Below are 20,475 nucleotides of genomic sequence, written 5' to 3' on the forward strand. Positions count from 1 at the left end.
ACCAGGGAAACCGTCTCCGCCCGATGAGCGACTACAGCCCCAGCTTCGTCACGGCGTTGTCCTCCAACGGGTTCGCGGTGCGGATGTAGCCGTGCACGGTGCGGGGGTTGGACCAGCGGCCCTGGCGCATGATCTCGCGGTCGCTGGCGCCGCCGAGGGCGGCTTGGGTGGCGAAACCGGCGCGCAGGGAGTGGCCGGAGAACAGGGCGGGGTCCAGGCCGGCTCGGGCGGCGTAGCGTTTCACCAGTTCGGCGACGGCACGGCCGGACATGGCGTCGTCGCCGATGCCGCCGTGCCGTGAGATGGTCGGAAACAGCGGCAGGTCGGGGTCGGTGAGAGTGGTTCCGGTGAAGGCGTGGCAGCGGTGGATGCCGCTGTCGGTGACCATCCGGTCGTCCAGCCAGGCGCGCAAACCCCCGGTGCCGTGGCGAAAGTGCGTCTCCCGCAACCGGGTCCAGTCGGCGAAGGCGCAGACGGGGCAGGTGCGCGGCCGGCTGCCGCGCGGCAGCGCCACCCGCTGCGCCGCCGCACCGGTCGGGTCGGTCTTGGTGGCGGGCAACTGAATCAGCAGCACCGGTTCGCCGCTGGCGTGGTCGAGGTCGACGCGGACATCGCAGAGGCGCAACCCGGCGATCTCGCTGCGCCGCAACGCTCCCGCGAAACCGACGAGCAGCACCAGGGCATCGCGGCGACGGGCCGGTTCGGTCGGCCAGCCGGGTGTGGGCAGGCCGTCGAGGAGCTGCTCCAGAGTGTGCAGCAGGACAGGCCGTTTGCGATTGGGCTGAGTGCGGCGGGTCCGCCGGATGCCGCGCAGAGTCAGGCGGACGACGTCGGTGCGGGTGGGGGAGGGCAAGCCGTTCGCGGCGTGCACGGCCGCGATCGCGGCACTCTTGCGCTCCAGGGTCGCGGCGCTGAACGCCCACTCGCCGCCCGGCTTGCGGGTATCGGCCGCGGCCGCGAGATACACCGCCACATCCAGCGGGTCCGCGGGCAACGCCTGCCGTTCCTCGGCCGCGCACCAGGCCGACCACCCGATCCAGTCGGACCGATAGGCGCGCACCGTATTCGGCGACTGCGACGCCTCCAGATACCGTCGCAGCGCGCCGGCCTGCTCGTCGTCGAACCGCTCCCGCACCAGCCGCAACGCCGCGATATCCACGAGCACGCTGCGCACGCCGCGGCGGAGTTCGGTGTGCACGGCCTCGGGCACGGCCACGGCCGCGCTCTCGGCGGCGAGGGAATCGAGTGGTGGGTTCATCGTCGGTCACAGTACCGCGCATAGGGCATCCGGCGGCGAAACCGCATGCGGCGTTTACCTATTCGCCACAGCACCGACGCATCGGGACCGGTGTGCGCGACACGGCACCCAGCCTGCCGTGGATTCGCCGCCGACAAGGCACCATCGAAGCTCACGACGACCCGGGCCGTACGAGGAGAGCAATGGACGACACAGCCGGGACACAGGCCGATCCCGAAGTGCGGGCGCGCATCCGCGAAAGCTTCGAACGCCAGGGACTCATGCGCCATCTCGGTGCCCGGCTCACGCACATCGCGCCGGGCCGCGTCCATATCGCGTTGCCGAACCGGCCCGAGGTGAGTCAGCAGCACGGCTACGTGCACGCGGGCGCCACCAGCGCCATCGCCGACAGCGCGGGCGGCTACGCGGCCTTCACCCTGTTCCCCGAGAACGCGTCGGTGCTCACAGTGGAGTACAAGATCAACCTGCTGGCGCCCGCCGCGGGCGAGTACCTCGCGGCGGACGGCGAGGTCGTGAAATCGGGCCGCACTCTGACCGTGTGCCGGTTGGAGGTGTACGGCGTGCAGGAGGATCGGCGGGCACTCGTCGCCACCGGCCAGCAGACCGTGATCTGCTTGACCGACACCCCGGACCGGTGAATTCAGGTGGTGGCCACCAGGATCTGCTCGGACTGCGCGGGCCGCAGGCCGTCGGGCCGATCGGCGAAATAGCGGTCGATCAGCTCGTCCGGCGCGACGTGGCGGGCGGCGGGAAAACCCGCTTCCTTGGCCAGGTCCAGCATCTCCGCGGGCGTGAAGAAGCTGATGAACGGTGTGCCGGAGGAACGGGCGCCCTGTTCGGCGAACCCACGCAGCCGCTGCTCGTCCGGGCCGACGAGGTCGATCGGCACCATGAACGTCGTGGCCAGCGTGGATCCCGGGGCCAGCCGTGAAATCTCCCGCAGCGTAGCGATATTCGCGTCCCGCGTGAGGTACATGCTGACGCCGGTGGACGCGACGACCGCCGGTCGCCCCGGATCGAAACCCGCGTCGGTCAGCCGATCCCACCAGGAGTCCGTCTCGAAATCCACCGGCACCAGCCGCAGCCACGGCGGTATCGCGAAGCCGAGTTCCCCGAGCCGCCGCCGCTTCCACGCCTGCGGACCCGGCTGATCGACCTCGAACACCGTAAGACGTTCGGCCAGTGCGGGACGGCGCTGCGCGAAGGTGTCCAGACCCGCGCCGAGCAGCACGTACTGATCGACCCCGAGGTCGGCTTGTGTGGCGACGAGGTCCTCGATGAAACGAGCGCGGGACAGGATCCCCGCCCGCATCGGGGCGGTCAGCACCGGATCCATGTCGGGGCGCTCCTGCCAGCCGTCCTCGGGCTCGGCCAGGCGCAGCCCGACCTCGTCCTCGAAAACATAAGGCGGCGAATCACTTCGGAGGTGCACCGCACGCCACAGCGCGGTGCGCACGGCTGTGTGGTCGGGCTGAGCGTCGGCGGGCACGGCGGTCACTGCTTCCCCGGAGCCTGCAGGCTCCACAGGCGGCCGTCCGGATCCCGCACCGTCATCTCCTGAGTCCCGAAATGGGTCTGCTCGAACTCGGAGACGATCTCGACATCACCGCCCGGCCGCTGATCGGTGCTTTCGGCCTTCAACACCAACTGCACGCGCGGCTCCTGAGTGGGCGCCACCTCCGCCACGAACACGTAGGGACCGTCACTGTTACGAAACTGGCCCGAGTTGTGGTCGGTCTCGAATTCGACCTCGAACCCCAATCCTTGGAGGAACCTCGCGGTCTTCCCCCAGTTATGGGTCTCCAGGAACACGGCCTCGATGCCTTCGGTCGTCATATCAATCCTTCCCCGTCTCCGGCTGCTGGTGGGAATCGTCGAGATAGGCCCGCAGCGCCGCGGCGACCAGCGCCGACAGCGACATCCCCGATTCGATGGCCCGAATCTTCACCTGCTTGATCAATCCGATCGGCAGGTAGACGTTGAACTGCTTCACATCCTCGTCGCCCACCCTGCCGATGCTAGCATGCTAGCAATCTAGGGTCGAGCATGATCATTCCGCGCGGCCGCCCAGGTGCCGGGCGAAGTGCCGCTCGACGGCACGGTAGAGCCGGATCTGGTTCTCCGGATTCGCGAAACCGTGGCCCTCGTCCTCGGCGACGAGATATTCGACCGGGATACCGCGGTCGCGCAGCGAGGCAACGATATTGTCGGATTCGGCCTGCACCACACGAACGTCGTTGGCGCCCTAGGCAACCAGTAGCGGCGTACGAATCCGATCCGCCATGGTGAGGGGAGAGCGGGCGCGCATATCGGCTTCCTGGTCGGGGTTCTCGGGGTCGCCGACGTAGCGGTACCAGCTGTTGACGTTGTAGGGCCGGGTGAACGGCGGAAGTGTCCGCAGAAAATTCGCCAGATCGGAGATACCCACGTAGTCGACGGCGGCGGCGAAGTAGCCGGGGGTGACGGTGACGCCGACGAGGGCGGCGTAGCCACCGTAGGAGCCGCCCATGATGCCGATCCGCTGCGGGTCGGCGAACCCCTCGGCCACCGCCCAGTCGGCGGCATCGATGAGGTCGTCGTGCATGGCCCCGGCGAACTCACCGATCGCGGCGGTGGTGTGCCGCTTCCCGTAGCCGGTCGAGCCGCGGAAGTTGACCTGCAGCACCGCGTAGCCGCGGTTGGCGAGAAACTGCACCAGCGGGTCGTAGCCCCACGTGTCGTGTGCCCAGGGCCCGCCGTGTACGAGCAACACCAGCGGCAGGTTCCGGGGTTCGACACCGACCGGCAGGGTGCGGAAAGCGTGCAGCGGCAACCCGTCTCGCGCCGGGAATTCGACCGAGGTCATCGGTGCCAGCACCGCCGGGTCCAGCCGCGGATAGGCACGGAACAGCTGCCGGCTCCGTCCCGTCGTGTGGTCATAGAACCAGGTCACCGCCGGGTCGCGGTCATGGATGAAGGTCGCCACCCAGCGTTGTTCGGACTCGTCCGACGACAATGTGCCGAGCACGCCGTCGGAGAGTTGCGCGAGAGCGGCGTAGACCTCGGCGAAGTGCGGGTCCACCACCTCGATCCGGGGCCGGTCGCCGACGAAACGCGCCGCGAGGACCTCTCCGGTCCGACGACTGAGGAATACGGTGGGCGGCAGTACGTCCGGAGCCATCATGCCGGTGATGTCGAGACTGTGCCCCGGAACGGCCGCGACAACGGTCTGCTGCCCGGTCTCGCGGTCGACGCGGATCAGCCGCAGATCGTCGGAATCCTGATAGGCGCCGAGCAGCAGGCCTTGTCCGTCCGGCGTCACCAGCTGTGGCTGCGCACCCATCGGATGCTCAGCGCCCCCGACACGGAGTAGCGGGTGCTTCTCGCCGGTGCTCGGGTCGATCGTAAAGAACTGAAAGACACCGTCTTCGGCCAGCTGCGAAGCGAAGGCCGGTCGATCGCTACGGTCCAGCAGGACGGTCGCACCCGGTTCGCTCTGTTCGAGGTGCGGCGTGGTCGTCCCGCGGGCGACATTGATACGGAACGCATCGATGAAGTGGGGGCGCTTGTTCATCCACACGAGCACGGTCCCCGGGACCGCGGCGGACGGCTCGGCGCCGAACACGCGCGAGCCGGGTGCCAGGGGCGTCAGGTCCACGGCAAGTTCATCCGGCGCTTCGAGGTCCACCCGGTACAGATGCCAATCCTCGTTGCCGTCGGTGTCCTGCAGGTACAGCAGCCAGCGCGGATCGTCGGTCCAGTAGTAACTGGTGATGCCGCGCCGCGCATCGTGGGTGACGCAGACGGCGTCCTCGTGGTCCTCGTCGATCCCACGCACCCACACATTCCGCCGCCCGTGCGCGGGGGCGCGGTAGGCGATGCGGGTGCCGTCCGGTGAGATCGACGCCCCGGAGAACTCCGGATCGGCGAAGAACTCCTCGACGGCGACCAGCTCGGGCAGGGCTCTACTCTTCGATGTCGTCATGTCCGGCTCCTCCGGGTCAGCGATGGTCGTCGGCCGATTCGGCGATGAGGGCATCGACGCGCCGCAGCACCTGCAACTGCGCCGGGTTGTAGAGGTCGCGAAGCGCCTGCACCACCGCGTCTTCGGTGACCTCGACGCTCCGTTGGGAATAGGCGGCCGGATCGGCGGCCCACGGGTGCCGCCGCTGGAGTTCCCGGACCACCGGCGCCATCCGCGCGGCCAGATCTCCGATCGCGGCCGCGTCGGCGTCGGCGGGTAGCTCATCGAACTCGTCATCGGTGGGATGCCGGTGCGCCACCATGTCGGTCAGCTGCGCCATCGCCTCCGGGGTGAAGAGCCGGGAGTAGATCATGATCATCGACCGGTCCGATTCGGACAGCTCCCGGGCGAGGTGGCCGAACCCGGCCGGAACATCGGCCGGTGCCCGATCCCGCAGGATGACCGCCAGTTCCGCACGAATCCGCTGCAGCCGCTCGATGGTCGCCGCCAGCTCGGCGTCCAATACCCGGATCGCCTCATCGGGGTCCTCGTCCGCGCGCCCCATCGCCGCGATCTGCGCCAACGGCACCCCGAGATCGCTGAGCCGCTTGATCTGCAACAGCCGCAGCAGATGCTCGGTCCGGTACTGCTTGTACCCGTTCGAAGCACGCTCGGGTTCGTCGAGCAGGCCCACCTCGTGATAGTGCCGGACCGCCCTCAGCGTCGTCCCGGCCAGTGCGGCGAGCTGCCGCGTACTCCAGGCCATCATCCACCCTTCCCGTGCGCTCCGCGGCCCCACAACTCCTTCGCCGCCCCACCAGTGGAAACTATGCCCTCGCGGCACAGTCAACTCCCCGGCACGCCACCCGCTCGGCGAGCCGGTCGCGGTGCCCCGATGCCGACCCGAGCCCTACCCGGCGCCCGGAAGGTCGAGGGTGTCGAATCGGTATGTGGCCCAAACGAACCGGGAACGTTCCTCGGGGTAGGGCGCGGTGGTCGAAGTGGCGGCGTACACGCGGGTCGCGCGGACGTCAGGGTCGTAGGGCGTCCACCCGGGGTTGCCCGTCGTAGCGAAAGACAGCCAGTCGGTGCGCATGGCATGGGCGACCTGACGGATTTCGCCGGCCGCGGTCGGATGGGCAGCGGGATGAGTTCGGACCTCGGCCGGGGTGAGTGTGCCGAACACCAGGAGAAAATCGAGGCAGTGCGAGGAGCCCTCCACCTCGTTGAAGCTCCAGCAGAGTTCGTAGTCCCAGGTCGGCCCGCCGCCGGTGGCATGGGCGTCGGCCAGGTGCAGGCTCGGCATACGAAACAGCCAGTCGGCATGGACGGTTTCGTACAGCTGCGCGGGAGTGGATTCGGCGTAGACGGCACGGTAGTCGCCAGGCCCGTCCGGCCGAGGAGCGAGATGCCGCAGGGCAGTGGTCACCTGGTCGTCGGTAACCTCCCGGCCACGCAGAGGATTGAACAACCGGTATTCGTCGCGGGTGTGACCGACGAGCAGTTCGACGCCTCGCGCGCTGCCGTTCGCCAGCGCCCGCCACGGCGCGCAGGGAAGCACATCTTCTCCGTCGACCACGGGGGAGAACGGCGTCGGTGTCAGCGCCATGGGACCCCACGAGTCGACCAGCGACGGCATTCGCCGGAGCACCGCATCCGACGCGCCGACCAGCGTATGTGAGTCCACGCGTGCCAGGTCGTCGACGGTCGCGCGCGCACCCGCCTCCTCGGCGATCCTTGTCGAGATCGCTGCGGCCAGCCCCGTGGAGAAGTACGTGCCCGGAACACTCTGCGCGATCGCACGCTGAAACAGCCCCTGCGCCTTGGGCATTGCGAGCAGCGCCGCAACGCACCCCGCGCCTGCCGACTGGCCGAACACGGTCACCCGCCCCGGATCCCCACCGAACGCGGCGACATTGTCCTGCACCCAGCGCAGCGCCAGGGCTTGATCGAGAATGCCGCGGTTGTCCGGGGCACCGGCTATGTGCGCGAAGCCCTCCACACCGACGCGATAGTTCAGGCTGACCATGACCACCCCGGCCGCGGCGAGCGTGGCGCCGTCGTAGTGCGGATTGCCGGAGCTGCCCTCCCGGTACGCGCCGCCGTGAATCCACACCATTACCGGCAATCCGGCCGGACCGAGGTCGGGGGACCAGACATTCAGGGTCAAGCAATTCCCGTCATGCGCGACCGTCGACCCTGCCTGTGGCGCGGGCGGCCCGAACTCGAACGCATCCCGCACTCCGTCCCACGCCCGCGCCGCGACAGGAGCCGCGAAGCGGCGGGGCCCGACTGGCGGCTGGGCATAGGGGATGCCTCTGAACACCGCGACCGCGCCTGCCACCTCCCACGCACTACTCCTGCGGTCGTACGGATCTCCGCCTCGAAACTCACCGGCACTCGCTCTCTTCCGTTGGTACGACGGTACTACCGAGCACAGTTTTCGATGCCTTTCGTCGCAGTTACGTTTCGTTGGCAGCAACCAAACGGAAACGGAATTTGATCAATGTCGCCAAAGGGGCCCGCGCGGTCTAACACCCGATAAGGTTCACTTATCGGGGGTTAGGGCCTCATGGGTCGAATTGCTTCCCAACGGTTTTCGTTTCGTGTCGATACGTTAGATCCAACGAAACCAACGCTACGATTTCCCGGTGTCGAACGTATGTAGCTATCCGGGATGCGCGCGCTCCATCACCCGCAACGGCGGGCCCGGCAGACCATCGGAATACTGCGACCACCCTGAGCACACTCGTTGGCGCGCATGGCGGGAGCGTCAGCGTCTTCAGCAGGAGGTCGAGGTACCCGCAGCGAACGTCACTGTGACGCAACAGGGTCCGGTGACCACGGCTCGGCTACGTGCCGATGAGCTGCTCGGACAGTTCCGCACGCTGGCTGATCAGCTGAACGGCACACTCAACGCGGCCGTTGCCGAACTGTCCACCCTCGCGGACCCCTCCGTCGCGGAATCCCAGGTCCAGGCCGTTCAGGCGGACGCCGCGCGGCGCATCGCCGAGGCGGAGATGGCGACCGTCGCGGCCGAACAGGCCCGCCGCGAGGCCGAAGAGGCAAGAGCCGCGGCCGAATTCGCCGCCGAGGACGCCGCCACCGCGGCCGAGCAGGCGGAGGCCCGCATCGCCGAGGCACTGGCCGCCCGCGACGACGCGCTGGCCGAGGTCGGCCGCGTCACCAAACAAGCGGCCGACGACGTGTTCACCGCCCGCACGGAAGCCGAGGCCGAGGTGCGGACCGCTCGCCGCGAGGCCACCGCCGACATCGAGCGCGCCCGCGAGCAAGCGGCCGAAGAGATCGCACTGGCGCGCCGGAAGGCGAGCGCCGATATCGAACGGGCCAAACGGGAGGCGGCCCAACAGGTCACCGCCTCGGCGGCGGAGCGGGACCTCGCGGTACAACGCGCGGCCGATGCCGAGCGCGCCATCGAGCGAGCGGAGGCCGCAGTCGGCGAACGTAACCAGGCGCTGAGTGAAACCCGTGACGAACTGAACCGCGTGCGCGACGAACTCACCGCGGTCCGAACCGAACTCGCCGACACTCGCCGCACCGCGTCGGAGCACGCCGCGGCACTACGGTCCGAGCATGCGGCAGCACTGGAGAAGTCCCGCACGGAGACAGCCGAACGTCTCGCCGCTCTCGACGACGCCCGCGCTCAAACCCTCGCCCGCGCCGAACGCGCCGAGCGGCAATTGGACGAACTGCTGTCGGCCAACCGCCGAGAAGCCGGGGAAGGGGTCGCGACGACCGCATGATGACCGGTAGCGGCGGTCCAACGTGACCAGGTTGACTGTCACCATGACATCGGCACACCGGAACAGCAGTTCGGAACGATCGGCGTCGACCGGCGACATTCGCTCGCCGCACGAGCTGATCGTGGTCACGCACGGCGCCGCCGCGTCCATCGACCTCGTCGCCCTGAACGCCACCCGCTCAGCCGAAGACCACGTGGCCACACTGCTTCCCGACGATTTGGAACTCGTCCGGATCTTCGGTGCCGGCGACCGCCTGCAGCAGAGCGTGTACGGAACGCCGGCGGAGTCGACCGGCGCCCGATACCTGAACTACTTCTTCGTCCGCGGCGCGGCGCGGGTGCCGACCGCCGACCTGACGACACTGGCCGAACGATTGCGCGCCGACGACGCGGTGGCGGCCGCCTACGTGAAACCGCCCGCCGAACCCCCGATCGATCCCCTGGTCTCGGTGGTCCGCGCGCAATCCGACGCCCCGCCGGTGACACCCGAATTCACCGTCCGCCAAGGCTATCTCGATGCCGCACCGAACGGTATCGACGCGCGCTGGGCCTGGACGCGGACAGGCGGCCGAGGCACTGGGGTGCGAGTGGTAGACGTGGAGGGCGCGTGGCGGTTCACTCATGAAGATCTGCGCGAGAATCAGGGCGGCGTGATCGGCGGCGTCCCGTCGACCGATCTGGGCTGGCGCGACCACGGCACCGCGGTGGCGGGCGTGATCAGCGGGGACGTCAATACGTTCGGCATCACCGGGATCGCGCCGGAGGCCTCGATCCGGGCCGTGTCCTTCTTCGGCCCGGGATCGGCGTCGGCGACCCGGATCGCCGCGGACGCACTCGGCGCGGGCGACCTCATCCTGCTCGAATTGCACCGGCCGGGACCGCGTTTCGACTACGCCGGCCGGCCGGATCAGCGCGGGTACATCCCCGTCGAATGGTGGCCCGACGATTTCGCGGCGATCCGCTACGCGGTGGACCGAGGCGTGATCGTGGTCGAGGCAGGTGGCAACGGCGGCGAGGATCTGGACGACGCCCTGTACGACACGCGGCCCGCGGACTTCCCCGACTCATGGAGCAACCCGTTCCGGGGCGGTGCCGCGGACTCCGGAGCGGTGCTGGTCGGGGCGGGCGCACCGCCGCCGGGCACGCACGGCCGCGACCACGGCCCCGGACGATCGCGCCTGGCGTTCTCGAACTTCGGCGCCCGGCTGGACACGCACGGCTGGGGCCGCGAGGTCACCACCACGGGATACGGCGACCTGCAGGGCGGCCGGAACGAAGATTATTGGTACACAGACATTTTCAGCGGCACCTCCAGCGCCTCCCCGATCGTGGTCGGCGCCGTCGCGAGCTGCCAGGGCGCGGCCGCGGCGGCCGGCGCCCGGCTCACTCCGGCCCAGATCCGCACCAAACTGCGGGAAACCGGCTCTCCGCAGACCGACGCACCGAACCGTCCCGCCTCGCAGCGGATCGGCGCGCTCCCGGACCTGCGTGCGCTCATCGGAGGATCCGGCTAGCTCGACGGTTCGCCCAGGAATCCTGACGCTGCCGGGAGACGCCGAAGTGGACGCTCGGGTAATCAGTGGGTCGGCGCCACAGCCTGATCGGGCCTCAGTTCTTCTTCAGCTCTTGGGCGAGCATCACGATGATGCCACTGGGACCGCGGACGTACGTGAGCTTGTAGATGTCCTCGTAGGTGGCCACGGCGCGCAGCGGGTGGCATCCGTGTTTCGCGGCTACCTCGAGGGCTTTGTCGATGTCGTCGACCGAGAAGGCGACGCGGTGCATGCCGATCTCGTTGGGGCGAGTGGGCTCCGAGTCGATCGCCTGGGGATGGATGTACTCGAAGAGTTCGAGGCGGCCATCACCGTCTGGCGTCTGGAGCATCGCAATGTTGGCGTGGTTGCCATCGAGGCCGACGGCAGTGTCGGTCCACTCACCACTGACCGTGTCACGGCCGACGACCGTGAGGCCGAGGTCTGTGAAGAAGGAGATCGCTGCTTCGAGGTCACGTACGGTGATGCCGACGTTCTCGAGTTTGATGGCCATCTGCTGCATGCTACAGAGCACGCCCTAGGCGGTCGCGGTTCCCGCGCGGCGATATCTGTCGCTTCCGACACGGCTTGGGCGAGTTGAGCTTCGGCATTGTCACCGCCCTGGGTGAGCCGCCGTTTGACGGCGATGTCGGCGGACGCGCCGACGGCATTGCCGAGCACGAACATGAACACCGCGGCGGCGGCCCGATCGGCGTCTGCCTCGTCGAAACCGGCCTTCTCGTAGACGCCGAGTACGTGCTCGTGATGGCGAGAAGTGTTGGGGCCGTACAGAAGATATCCCGCCTGCGCCTGCACGACCCACGGGTGCCGAGTGAGCATCGCGTACATGCCGGTGGCCATCGCCTCGGCGGCGGTGCGCCAGTCCATCGGGTCGCCGGGATGACGGCCCGAGAAGCAGGAGAATCGAAATGAACGCCGTGATCGCCGCCGTCGAGGTCATTGCCGCCGCCGCTTTCCTCAGCATGCCGATCGTGCGCAATCGCTACGGCACCGCAGCCATGGCTCAGGCCGAGGGGGAGTTGGCCCGGCAAGGCGTCCGGACCACCGCGCTGCGCGAGAACGGCATGCGCTTCGACGCCAGCGGCCACGAATGGTGGGCGCCCGGCGGCATCGCCGCTCTGCTCGTACTCGCCGCGGGCCTCGGCCTCGCCGGCTTCGGCTGGATGCGCCCGGTCAATTGGGTCGTCCTGTCGCTGTTGTTCCTCGGCAACTGCGCCATCGTCTACAGCAACCTGACGGCGGAACGGTCGGTGCGAGCGGCCTTCGGCAGGAAGAACGATCCCGAACTGGCCCGCATCGACGTCCCCGCCCTGCTCCGGATCGCCGAATCCGGCTTCCCCCGGTGGACTTGGACCTTGCAGACCGTACGCAACACCCTCGTGTTAGGGGGAGCGCTGCTCGGCCTCGCCGTACTCGCGTTCGCCTGATGCCGCTCGCCGACCTCAACGCACGGCGAGAGCGACGACCTGCGTGATCTGACTGCCGGAGAAGTTGTCGTCGCTGACGAGAACGAGCGTGCGCTCACCGGAAGCCAACTGCGGACCCCACGTCATGCCCTCGATATTGTCGATCCCGGCGAGGCCGACATCGGCGAGATCGACCAGCAGCCGCTTGCTCACCGGACGAGCCTGTCCCAACGGCGCGTCGAGAACATCGGTCGCCCCGGCGGTGTCCATCTCGTAGATGCGGATCTTGTTGCCTGCCCTCTCGACGTACGAGCGTTCCAGCACAAGGTATTTCGTCGGATCGACCGGGTCGGCGGCGAGGATCGCGGCGATGCCGTTGGAGCCGGACCCCTCGGCGAATACCGGATCCAGCGGGTAGGCGTACTGAGCGAGCAACGGACCGGTGCGCGCCTGCACCGTGATCCGAGTCAACGCGCCGGTGGCCGCCGTGGGGCCGGGACCGTCCTGCAGCAGCGGACCCTCCACCGAACTCACCAGCAGCGCACCGCCCGCCGCGAAGGTGACGCCCTCGAGCACGTCGTTGGTCCGCGGACCCGAATCCGGCCGCACGCGTTCGTTGTCCGGGATCGGCAGCTCGCCGGCGAAGGCGCCGTCGGGGTGGGCGATGCGGAGGGAGGGATCGGCGAGCACGGTGTCGGTGCGCTCGCCCTCCTGACTCCAGACGTAGTCGCCGGTCCAGGGATCGACCCGGAGGTCCTCGGGATCGACACCGCCGACCGGATACGTGCCGCCATCGGGCGTCCGGAGCGGATGGGTGTCGATGAACTCGACCGGGCCCACCCCGTTGCCGTCCACCGGAATTCGCGCCGTATAGAACCGCGCCGGATTCTTCGCCGACCGATCATCGCTGATCAGCACATACTCCCCGGAACGCGCGGAGTAGTCCACGCCCGACAGCCCGCCGACCGTGGTACCCGCGAACTCCAGCCCGTGCGGCAGCACCTGTTCCCCCAGCAACCGCACCGTCGGCGCCCCCGAATCCGCATGCGCGGGAATGGCACTGGACGCAAAGGCGCACAACGTGAACAACAGCGCGTATCCGGACCGAGCCATAGTGGAAGAAGTTACCTCTCCCGGACTGCGTAGGTCAGATGGGTCACCCGCCTTCGACCGCGCGGTACTTCTCGACCGCCTCGTCGCGCAGCGCCTTGGTGGCGAACACCGTGAGCATGTCGATCGGGGTCGCCGCGCCGTCGGGCGCGAACGTGAGGACCGACCCCTCCGGTCCCCACCACCGCGACAGATGCCGGGGTCACTTCTTCCTCCTGCCGTGCCTGCCGGAGATCCCGCACGTACTGGGGTTCCGGTAGCAACCGCCGAAAAAACAACGGATATCCCGTCGCTGCGGCGAGGCGGGGCTGAATCACGGGTTCGGCCTGCGGCGATCGCCGGTAGCTGGTTGGCTTGGCTCCCAACGCTATTGGTTGGTGCCGGAGGTCAGGTTCGTGGCAACGCGAGTGTTCGCGGATGGGGATTTGGCGCGGCTGCGGGAGTTCCCGGAGATCAGCCGCGAGGAGTTGTTCCGGTACTTCACGCTGAGCCCGGCCGATGCTGCGTTCATCGATCCCGGGCGCGGGCGAGGTCCGGCCGATCGGCTCGGGATTGCGATCGCGTTGTGCACGATGCCGTGGTTGGGTTCGTGCCCGATCGCGTGGTGAGCGCCCCGCCGGTGGCGGTGGCGCGGCTGGCCGAGCAGCTGAAGGTCGATCCCACCGAGATCGGTTCCTACGGACGGCGCGCGCAGACCCGCACCGAGCATCTGCGGCTGGTCGCTCGGTACCTGGGCTGGCGCTCGGCGAGGGCGATGGAGTTCAAGGAACTCGACGAGTTCCTGCTGGCGCGGGCGATGGAGCACGATTCCCCGACGCTGCTGTTCCGGCTGGGGTGTGAGTATCTGATCTCGGCGCGGGTGATCCGGCCGGGCCCGGTGAGTATGGTCGAACGTATCGCCCATGCTCGCGGCGCGCTGCGTCGAGCTGGACGCGCTGCTGGTCACCGATGCCTCGCTGGGAGTTTCACGGTTGCGGTGGCTGGCGACCGGGCCAGTCGAGGCGTCAGCCGCGGCGGTGCGCGCCGAGGTCGACAAGCTGGCGTTCCTGCGCGGGCTGGGTGCTGATCGCCTGGATATGTCGGTGCTGCCGACCGAGCGGCGCCGGTTCCTGGCGGGCATGGGCCGTCGGCTGACTCCGCAAGCCCTCGAGCGCCGCGATCCGCAGCGCCGGTATCCGATTCTGCTCACCGTGCTCGCCCAGTCCGGCACCGACGTGCTCGATGAAGTGGTCGCGTTGTTCGATCAGGCGATCTCGGCGAAATTCGGTGCCGCCGAACGCGAGATGCAGCAGGAACTGGCCGAGCGCGGCAAATCCGGCGAGGACCGCCAAGCGCTGCTCGATGACCTCTTGGCGATCGTCACCGACCCGGCGGTGGCCGATGAGGAGATCGGCGCGCTGATCCGCGGCGAGAAGATCGGCTGGGAACGCCTGCGCGCCGCGCTCGCCCAAGCCAAGCCGCGCCTTCCCCGCGATCACGGGCATCTGGCCGCCCTGGATTCCAGCTACAACTATCTGCGCCAGTTCACCCCGGCGGTGCTCGAGATGGTCAGGTTCGCCGGCGGGACCGCGGCGACCGAGCTGCTGATCGCGGTCGCGATGCTGCGCGAACTCAACGCCACCGGTCGGCGCAAGGTCTTCGACGACGCCCCGGCCGGGTTTGTGCCGACGAAATGGCGCGGCTACCTCGACCAGGCTCGAAAGACCGGCGCCGCCGTGGTCGCCGAGCTGCATGCCACGCTCGGCGAGCTGGAGACCGTGCTGGCCGAAGGGGAAGGGCCGGTACGCCTGGACGAGGAGTCCGGGGATCTGATCATCTCGCCGTTGACCGCGGAAGATGTTCCGGCCGAGGCGGTCTCGCTCAAGGCCGAGCTGACCGAGATGCTGCCCTTCGCGCCGATCGTGTCGCTGCTGATCGAGCTGGACAAACGCACCGGCTACCTGGACTGCTTCACCCACCGCGGTGGCCAAGCCACCCGCAGCCCGGAGTTGAAACGCAACCTGATCGCGGTGCTGCTGGCGCATTCGACGAACCTGGGATTGACGCGGATGGCCGAGGCATGCGGCATCACCTACGACATCCTGTCCTGGACCAACGAATGGTATGTGCGCGAGGAAACGTTGCGCGCAGCGAATGTGGTGTTGATCGACTATCACCAGCGTCTGCCACTGACCTCGGTGTTCGGGGCGGGCACGCTGTCTTCCAGTGACGGGCGACGCTTCCCGACGCGCGGGAAATCGACCACGTCGCGGCCGCTGAGCCGCTACTTCGCCGATCAGGGCCTGTCGACCTACACCCATGTCACCGACACCCACGCCACCTACGGCACCAAGGTCATCGTCGCCACCAAACGCGAAGCCCACTACGTGCTCGACGAGATCCTGGGCAACGCCACGGATCTGCCCATCACCGAGCACGCCACCGACACCCACGGGGTCACGCTGGTCAACTTCGGCCTGTTCGATCTGCTGGGGATGCAGCTCTCACCGCGGATCCGGGACCTGGGCCGGATCACCTTGTATCGGTGCGAGCCCCGCGCCGACGCCGAGGCGCGGTTCGCGCAGGTGGGGCCTTTGCTGACCCGCAAGCTGAACCTGGAGTTGATCGCCGGGCACTGGACGACCTGCTCAGGTTGGCCGGCTCGCTGAAGTTCTGGCACGCCACCGCCTCCCTGCTGGTCGGCAAGCTCTCGGCCTCGGGGCGCCAGAACACCCTCGCGGCCGCGCTGAAAGAGTACGGCGCGCTGCGCCGCACGATCTACGCCGCCAAATACCTCTCCGACCCGGACTATCGGCGCAAGATCTCGCGTCAGCTCAACAAGGGCGAATCGCTGCACGCGCTGCGCCGCGACCTGCTCTACGCCCACGAGGGCATGATCCGGGCGCGCCACCTCGAGCAGCAGGCCGAACAAGCATGGTGCCTGACCCTGGTCACCAACGCGGTAATCGCTTGGACCACAGAGTATTACGGGCTTGCCGTGGAGCAGATGCGCCGGGCCGGGCAGCGTATCGACGACGCGGTCCTGGCCCACATCTCCCCGGCGCACAGCGCCAACATCAACTTCTTCGGCGCGATCGAGGTCGACATCGACGCTGAACTCGCCCAGCTCGGCCCGACCGGTTACCGGCCGCTGCGGGTCCGCGACACCCTCTTCTGACCTGGCCCCAGCGCTCCAGACCTTCTCATCGACATCCTGTAAGTAGCCGATTTGCGCGCGTTTGCTGAGGACTACGCAGCTGCGAAAGCGACTACGCTCAGCGAAGGTTTCCTCCGCTGCCTCGACGAGGCGAACATCGTCAGCCGTCAAGGCTAAAAGCGACGACCTGCGATCAGGCGGATCCAGTTGCCGCACAATCTATCCCGGCTTGCCAGAACCCGCGCATGGCCAGGACTGGGTTGCTCATCCCTGACGGGTCGGTCGAATGGTCAGGTCCCCGATTTCGACGTCGTCGGGTTGGTCGATCGCGAAGGCAATCGCCCGAGCCACCGCCAGGGGGTCGATACCGAGATCGGCCATGTTCCGACTCATCTGCTCGCGCACGGCCGGGTCGTCGACAGCGTTGTCGATCAGTTCGGTGCGGACGTAGCCTGGGGAGATCGACGTCGTCCGCAGAACTCCGTCGGTGCTCTCCTGTCGTAGGCCCTCCAGGAGGGTGCGTACCGCGTTCTTCGTTCCCGCGTACACCGCTTGGGTGGGGACGATCTTCAGGCCGGAGGTCGAGACGACGGTGACGAGGTGGCCACTGCCCTGACGACGGAACACCGGGATCGCCGCGGCGATCCCGTTCAGGATCCCCTTGATGTTCACGTCGACCATCGCCGACCAGCCCTCGACGTCCAAGTCGGCAACGGGGCTGATTCTGCTGACCCCGGCGTTGCCCACCAAGACATCCAGGCGTCCGAAATGGTCGACGGCGACGGCAACGAGCGATCGGAGGTCTTCGGGATCGGTGACGTCCGCGCGCGTGGCGGCCGCTCGCCCGCCGGCGGCTTCGATCTCGGCGACCAACCGGTCCAGTCGGTCGGTACGGCGAGCGCCGAGCACGACTGCCGCACCGAGCGCGGAGAGGTGACGGGCAGTTGCTTCACCGATTCCGCTGCTGGCACCGGTGATGGCGACGACCTTGCCCTGAATGGTCATGAGGATCCTCCGTCTAGAGTGGACACATGTCCGGTTACCCAGACGACCTTAGCGGACATGTGTCCGCTTCTGTCAAGAACGGCGGAACGCGGCGTGCAGACGCACAACGCAACCGCGAACTGATCCTGCAAGCGGCACGCGATCTCGTGCACGAGCCGGGAGAATTGAAACTCAACGCGGTCGCGAAGGCCTGCGGCATCGGACAGGGCACGCTGTACCGGCACTTCCCGACACGCGAGGACCTGCTCGCCGAGGTGTACCGCCACGAGGTGGAAGAGCTGGTCGCCGCAGCTCCGCGCATGCTGGCAACGCACCGGCCGCTAGATGCGCTGGCAGCGTGGTTCGACCGGGTCGCCGCCTACGCCCGGGTCAAGCGCGACGTATTCGCCGCCTTCGAGGCAGCGACGTGGCGCGACCTCGCCGCCCACAGCCTCGGCCCGATCGGCGAGGCGGTAGAAATGCTGCTGGCCGCCGGTCGCTCCGATGGCAGCGTCCGAGCCGACGCCGAAGCCCGCGACGTCATCGTGCTCCTCAGCTGGCTCTCGCGGCTCGACGACGCCGAACTCGACGCGCGCGGGCCGCGGTTGCTGTCGATCCTCGTCGACGGTCTCCGCGCGCGCCGCCGCTGAGGCGAATACGCCGTGGAGGCAGCAGCTGCGGCCGGTTACGAACCTCCTGTATTGCCGCATACCACGTGTTCGACAGCTTTGCCCGAATGCCTTCGTAACCCCGGATAACGGCCTGTTATCCGGAGTTACCATCGGAGTCATGCTGCGGCGATCGCGATGCCGCGCAACACGAACCGACCCCATTATCCCGGGGCAAGCCGGGAGATGCGGGACGATGGCCGCGAAGGTGACCCGGCTGCGCACCCCGCCAGCGCGGACTCTGCGCTCGGCGGCCGAGGCGTTCCTCGACACCATCGGATCACCCAACACCCGCGACGCCTACGGCATCGCGATCGTCAAGACCGTCGACGCCCTCGACGGGCCCGGCCCCGACGGACTGATCGGGCGCTCGCGCGCCCTGAACTCGATCACCGACGCCGAGGCACTGCCTGCCTCGGCCGCGCGGTCGACACCGCCTGATTCCGAGACACCGGTGCGCTCGCGCACCGCGATCGACCAGCTCATCGCCCGCCGCGAGGTCCATGTGCGGGAGAAGACGCTGTGGCGGATGCTCTACGAAACGTGCGCTCGCGCAGAGGAACTGCTGCAACTCAACATCGAAGACCTCGACCAGGCGGGCCGATGCGCCGGGGTGAAGTCCAAGGGCGCCAAACCTCGCACCCGCCGCTGCGGGCCCGCCCACCACGAACATGTCCTCGAGATCGTGTACTGGGACGCGGGCGCCGCCCGGCTGCTACCGAGGCTGCTGCGCGGCCGCACGCACGGACCTGTGTTCGTCACCCACCGCCGGCCCGGGCCCGGCAAGTACCTCGCCGACCGCGATATCTGCCGCGGCACCGGGCTGGCACGGCTGTCCTACGATCAGGCCCGCGATCTGCTCGACGCCGCCACCGCGATCGACGGGCCCGGAACCGGCTGGGATCTGCACGAACTCCGGCATTCGGGCCTGACGCATCTCGGGGAAGCCGGGGCCGGTCTGCTGGAACTGATGGCGAAATCCCGGCATCGCAAGGCCGAGAACCTGCGCCGCTACTTCAAACCGTCGCCGCAGGCGATGCGCGATCTCACCGCGCTGCTCGGTCCGGGTGCCGACCGCCGACGCTGAGCTGCGGCGTTTCCATATCCGTTGTTTTTTCGGCGATTGCTACGGGAAGTCCGTACTCGTCCAGCCGGTCCACTCGCGGACCGGTCGCAGCCCGCGGGCGTCGAGGCCGTACAGGCGCTGTTTTCCCGCCTTGCGGTCCCGGACCAGTGAGGGGGCCGAGCGTGCCGGATCCGGTTGCGGCCCTGCGTTTCAGATGTGAGCGGGAGTGGTGGGCTCGGAGCGAGTGTCGTCCGCGGTGAGCACGACGGGGGCGCCGCCCGCGGGGACGTTGGTGATGTTGCGGATTCGGCCGCGCTCGGTGGTGGCGCCCGGGGGAAGCGACAGGGTGTAGCGCGAAAGTACTTCGCGGAGAACGACGGTGCCTTCCATGAGCGAGAATCCCGCGCCGATGCAGCGGCGCACGCCGCCGCCGAACGGGAGCCAGGTGTGCGGGGCGACACTGCCGTCGAGGAAACGCTCGGGGCGGAAGCGGGCGGCGTCGGGGTAGTTGTCGGGCCGTTGATGGGCCAGCACGATGGAGGTGGAGACGACGGTGCCGCGCGGCAGGTCCAGCCCGGCGATGGTCATGTCGCGGGTGAGCCGCCGTACCGCGCCGCCGATGACCGGCCGCAACCGCATCGCCTCCTTCAGCACCGCTTCCAGGTACTTGTCGTCACCCTCGGCGGCCGCCCGGCGTGCCAGCTCCTGTGTCCGGGGGTCGGCGGCGAGTTCGTGCATTGCCCACGACAGCGCCGACGCGGTCGTCTCGTGGCCGGCCAGCAGCAGGGTGATGAGCTGGTCGCGCAGTTCGGCGTCGGTGAGCGGCGCGTCGGCCGAGTCGTCACCGGAACCGACCGCGAGCAGCCGCGACAGCACATCGGCCCGCTGATCCAGGTCGGGGTGGCCGCGACGGCGGCTGATCTCGGCGTAGAGCAGTTCGTCGATGGCGTTCTGGTTGTCGCGGAAGCGTTTCCACGGTCCGAAGCGCTGCAGCCGCGGGTACTTCCAGCCGAAGAACACGATCGGGTTGATGTCGATGATGTGGCGCAGCAGGGGCGCGAGTTCGTCGCGGCGATGCTGGTCGGTCATCCCGAACACCACCTGCATGATCACCTCGAGGGTGAGCTGGTTCATCCGGTCCAGCGTGGGCAGCGTCGTCCCGGTGGCCCAGCCGTCGACCTGCGACTTGGTGATGGCTTCCACCAGAGATCGGTAGCCGCGCAGCGCCGACCCGGTGAAGGCGGGCATCAGCAACCGCCGGGCGCGGGCGTGCTCGGCCTCGTCGGTCAGCAGCAGTGAGTGTTCGCCCATGATCGCGCCGAGCACCCGATTGCCCTCGCCCGCATGCAGATCCGCCGGATCGCCCGCGAAGATTTCCCGGATGTGCTCGGGCCGCGAGAACACCACGAGCCGCTCGGCATACGGCGGAACCATCCGCACCGTGAAGACCTCGCCGTAGCGACGGGCCAGAGCGGACACGTAGGGGCCGCGCCGGCGCGTGTACAGCACGGTCTGAATCGTCCTGGGAAGCCGAGGGCCCGGCGGGTACGTGCTGGTCACGAGGCAGTCCTTCCGAAACGCTGTGGCT

The 20,475-nt window shown here is 68.4% G+C and carries 16 protein-coding genes and 3 pseudogenes; 7 read left to right on the top strand and 12 right to left on the bottom strand.

What is annotated here, in order from left to right; all coding sequences use genetic code 11:
• Positions 1-31: 31 nt before the first annotated feature.
• Positions 32-1,258: a site-specific integrase gene (locus tag ACFMRZ_RS04635; RefSeq protein ID WP_280370605.1), complete on the bottom strand. Its 1,227-nt coding sequence runs from the start codon at positions 1,256-1,258 to the stop codon at positions 32-34.
• Between the two features lie 182 nt (positions 1,259-1,440).
• On the opposite strand from ACFMRZ_RS04635, the gene ACFMRZ_RS04640 reads away from it, so the two are divergent.
• Positions 1,441-1,896 (top strand): PaaI family thioesterase, encoded by a 456-nt coding sequence (locus ACFMRZ_RS04640; protein WP_400178048.1) that lies wholly within the window; start codon positions 1,441-1,443, stop codon positions 1,894-1,896.
• A 2-nt stretch (positions 1,897-1,898) separates the two neighbouring features.
• On the opposite strand, the gene ACFMRZ_RS04645 is transcribed toward ACFMRZ_RS04640, so the two are convergent.
• The 6 genes and pseudogenes from ACFMRZ_RS04645 to ACFMRZ_RS04670 all read right to left on the bottom strand — a co-directional run bounded on the left by ACFMRZ_RS04645 (position 1,899) and on the right by ACFMRZ_RS04670 (position 7,545).
• Entirely contained in the window at positions 1,899-2,714 is an 816-nt protein-coding gene (locus ACFMRZ_RS04645) for a class I SAM-dependent methyltransferase (RefSeq protein WP_400182767.1), read from the bottom strand.
• A gap of 38 nt (positions 2,715-2,752) precedes the next feature.
• Entirely contained in the window at positions 2,753-3,094 is a 342-nt protein-coding gene (locus ACFMRZ_RS04650; RefSeq protein WP_400178049.1) for a VOC family protein, read from the bottom strand.
• Position 3,095: 1 nt separating this feature from the next.
• On the bottom strand, positions 3,096-3,266 hold the full coding sequence (locus ACFMRZ_RS04655) for a CopG family transcriptional regulator (protein WP_400178050.1): 171 nt from the start codon (positions 3,264-3,266) through the stop codon (positions 3,096-3,098).
• Between the two features lie 42 nt (positions 3,267-3,308).
• Positions 3,309-5,222 (bottom strand): annotated as a pseudogene (locus ACFMRZ_RS04660) (S9 family peptidase).
• A 16-nt stretch (positions 5,223-5,238) separates the two neighbouring features.
• The gene (locus tag ACFMRZ_RS04665; protein ID WP_400182768.1) at positions 5,239-5,967 is read right to left on the bottom strand and encodes a MerR family transcriptional regulator; all 729 of its coding nucleotides are present in this window, start codon (positions 5,965-5,967) and stop codon (positions 5,239-5,241) included.
• Positions 5,968-6,111: 144 nt separating this feature from the next.
• A complete protein-coding gene (locus ACFMRZ_RS04670; RefSeq protein ID WP_400178051.1) occupies positions 6,112-7,545 on the bottom strand; it encodes a carboxylesterase/lipase family protein in 1,434 nt (477 codons plus the stop codon).
• Positions 7,546-8,038: 493 nt separating this feature from the next.
• Here ACFMRZ_RS04670 and ACFMRZ_RS04675 point away from each other — a divergent pair, with 493 nt between their 5' ends.
• Both ACFMRZ_RS04675 and ACFMRZ_RS04680 read left to right on the top strand, forming a co-directional pair.
• Entirely contained in the window at positions 8,039-8,965 is a 927-nt protein-coding gene (locus ACFMRZ_RS04675) for a hypothetical protein (protein WP_400178052.1), read from the top strand.
• A 43-nt stretch (positions 8,966-9,008) separates the two neighbouring features.
• Positions 9,009-10,478 (top strand): S8 family peptidase, encoded by a 1,470-nt coding sequence (locus ACFMRZ_RS04680; protein WP_400178053.1) that lies wholly within the window; start codon positions 9,009-9,011, stop codon positions 10,476-10,478.
• Positions 10,479-10,572: 94 nt separating this feature from the next.
• Here ACFMRZ_RS04680 and ACFMRZ_RS04685 read toward each other — a convergent pair whose 3' ends face one another.
• Together ACFMRZ_RS04685 and ACFMRZ_RS04690 are read right to left on the bottom strand one after the other, a co-directional pair.
• Complete coding sequence (locus tag ACFMRZ_RS04685; protein ID WP_400178054.1) at positions 10,573-11,010, bottom strand: VOC family protein; 438 nt, start codon at positions 11,008-11,010, stop codon at positions 10,573-10,575.
• 149 nt (positions 11,011-11,159) lie between these two features.
• Positions 11,160-11,384: pseudogene (locus ACFMRZ_RS04690) on the bottom strand (TetR/AcrR family transcriptional regulator C-terminal domain-containing protein); the annotation flags it as partial.
• Between the two features lie 41 nt (positions 11,385-11,425).
• Between ACFMRZ_RS04690 and ACFMRZ_RS04695 the strand changes: the two are divergent.
• Positions 11,426-11,944: a hypothetical protein gene (locus ACFMRZ_RS04695; protein WP_400178055.1), complete on the top strand. Its 519-nt coding sequence runs from the start codon at positions 11,426-11,428 to the stop codon at positions 11,942-11,944.
• Positions 11,945-11,959: 15 nt separating this feature from the next.
• On the opposite strand, the gene ACFMRZ_RS04700 is transcribed toward ACFMRZ_RS04695, so the two are convergent.
• Positions 11,960-13,036, bottom strand: a complete 1,077-nt coding sequence (locus ACFMRZ_RS04700; protein ID WP_400178056.1) for an esterase-like activity of phytase family protein — start codon at positions 13,034-13,036, stop codon at positions 11,960-11,962.
• A gap of 392 nt (positions 13,037-13,428) precedes the next feature.
• On the opposite strand from ACFMRZ_RS04700, the pseudogene ACFMRZ_RS04705 reads away from it, so the two are divergent.
• A pseudogene (locus ACFMRZ_RS04705) lies at positions 13,429-16,190 on the top strand (Tn3 family transposase).
• Between the two features lie 243 nt (positions 16,191-16,433).
• Here the strand turns inward: ACFMRZ_RS04705 and ACFMRZ_RS04710 are convergent.
• Positions 16,434-17,174 (bottom strand): SDR family oxidoreductase, encoded by a 741-nt coding sequence (locus tag ACFMRZ_RS04710; protein ID WP_400178057.1) that lies wholly within the window; start codon positions 17,172-17,174, stop codon positions 16,434-16,436.
• Positions 17,175-17,233: 59 nt separating this feature from the next.
• Between ACFMRZ_RS04710 and ACFMRZ_RS04715 the strand changes: the two genes are divergently transcribed.
• Both ACFMRZ_RS04715 and ACFMRZ_RS04720 read left to right on the top strand, forming a co-directional pair.
• Complete coding sequence (locus tag ACFMRZ_RS04715; protein ID WP_400178058.1) at positions 17,234-17,803, top strand: TetR/AcrR family transcriptional regulator; 570 nt, start codon at positions 17,234-17,236, stop codon at positions 17,801-17,803.
• Between the two features lie 214 nt (positions 17,804-18,017).
• Positions 18,018-18,908: a site-specific integrase gene (locus ACFMRZ_RS04720; RefSeq protein WP_400178059.1), complete on the top strand. Its 891-nt coding sequence runs from the start codon at positions 18,018-18,020 to the stop codon at positions 18,906-18,908.
• A gap of 189 nt (positions 18,909-19,097) precedes the next feature.
• Here the strand turns inward: ACFMRZ_RS04720 and ACFMRZ_RS04725 are convergent, their stop codons facing one another.
• Complete coding sequence (locus ACFMRZ_RS04725; protein WP_400178060.1) at positions 19,098-20,447, bottom strand: cytochrome P450; 1,350 nt, start codon at positions 20,445-20,447, stop codon at positions 19,098-19,100.
• Positions 20,448-20,475 lie beyond the last annotated feature (28 nt).

It is taken from the genome of Nocardia sp. N2S4-5 (assembly GCF_044628355.1).
Lineage (GTDB): Bacteria > Actinomycetota > Actinomycetes > Mycobacteriales > Mycobacteriaceae > Nocardia > Nocardia wallacei_B.

Excerpts from the sequence above, each read along its gene's own strand:
- ACFMRZ_RS04635 (WP_280370605.1), bottom strand. The coding sequence starts at position 1,258 with ATGAACCCACCACTCGATTCCCTCGCCGCCGAGAGCGCGGCCGTGGCC.
- ACFMRZ_RS04640 (WP_400178048.1), top strand. The coding sequence starts at position 1,441 with ATGGACGACACAGCCGGGACACAGGCCGATCCCGAAGTGCGGGCGCGC.
- ACFMRZ_RS04650 (WP_400178049.1), bottom strand. The coding sequence starts at position 3,094 with ATGACGACCGAAGGCATCGAGGCCGTGTTCCTGGAGACCCATAACTGG.
- ACFMRZ_RS04665 (WP_400182768.1), bottom strand. The coding sequence starts at position 5,967 with ATGGCCTGGAGTACGCGGCAGCTCGCCGCACTGGCCGGGACGACGCTG.
- ACFMRZ_RS04680 (WP_400178053.1), top strand. The coding sequence starts at position 9,009 with ATGACATCGGCACACCGGAACAGCAGTTCGGAACGATCGGCGTCGACC.
- ACFMRZ_RS04685 (WP_400178054.1), bottom strand. The coding sequence starts at position 11,010 with ATGGCCATCAAACTCGAGAACGTCGGCATCACCGTACGTGACCTCGAA.
- ACFMRZ_RS04695 (WP_400178055.1), top strand. The coding sequence starts at position 11,426 with ATGAACGCCGTGATCGCCGCCGTCGAGGTCATTGCCGCCGCCGCTTTC.
- ACFMRZ_RS04700 (WP_400178056.1), bottom strand. The coding sequence starts at position 13,036 with ATGGCTCGGTCCGGATACGCGCTGTTGTTCACGTTGTGCGCCTTTGCG.
- ACFMRZ_RS04710 (WP_400178057.1), bottom strand. The coding sequence starts at position 17,174 with ATGACCATTCAGGGCAAGGTCGTCGCCATCACCGGTGCCAGCAGCGGA.
- ACFMRZ_RS04720 (WP_400178059.1), top strand. The coding sequence starts at position 18,018 with ATGGCCGCGAAGGTGACCCGGCTGCGCACCCCGCCAGCGCGGACTCTG.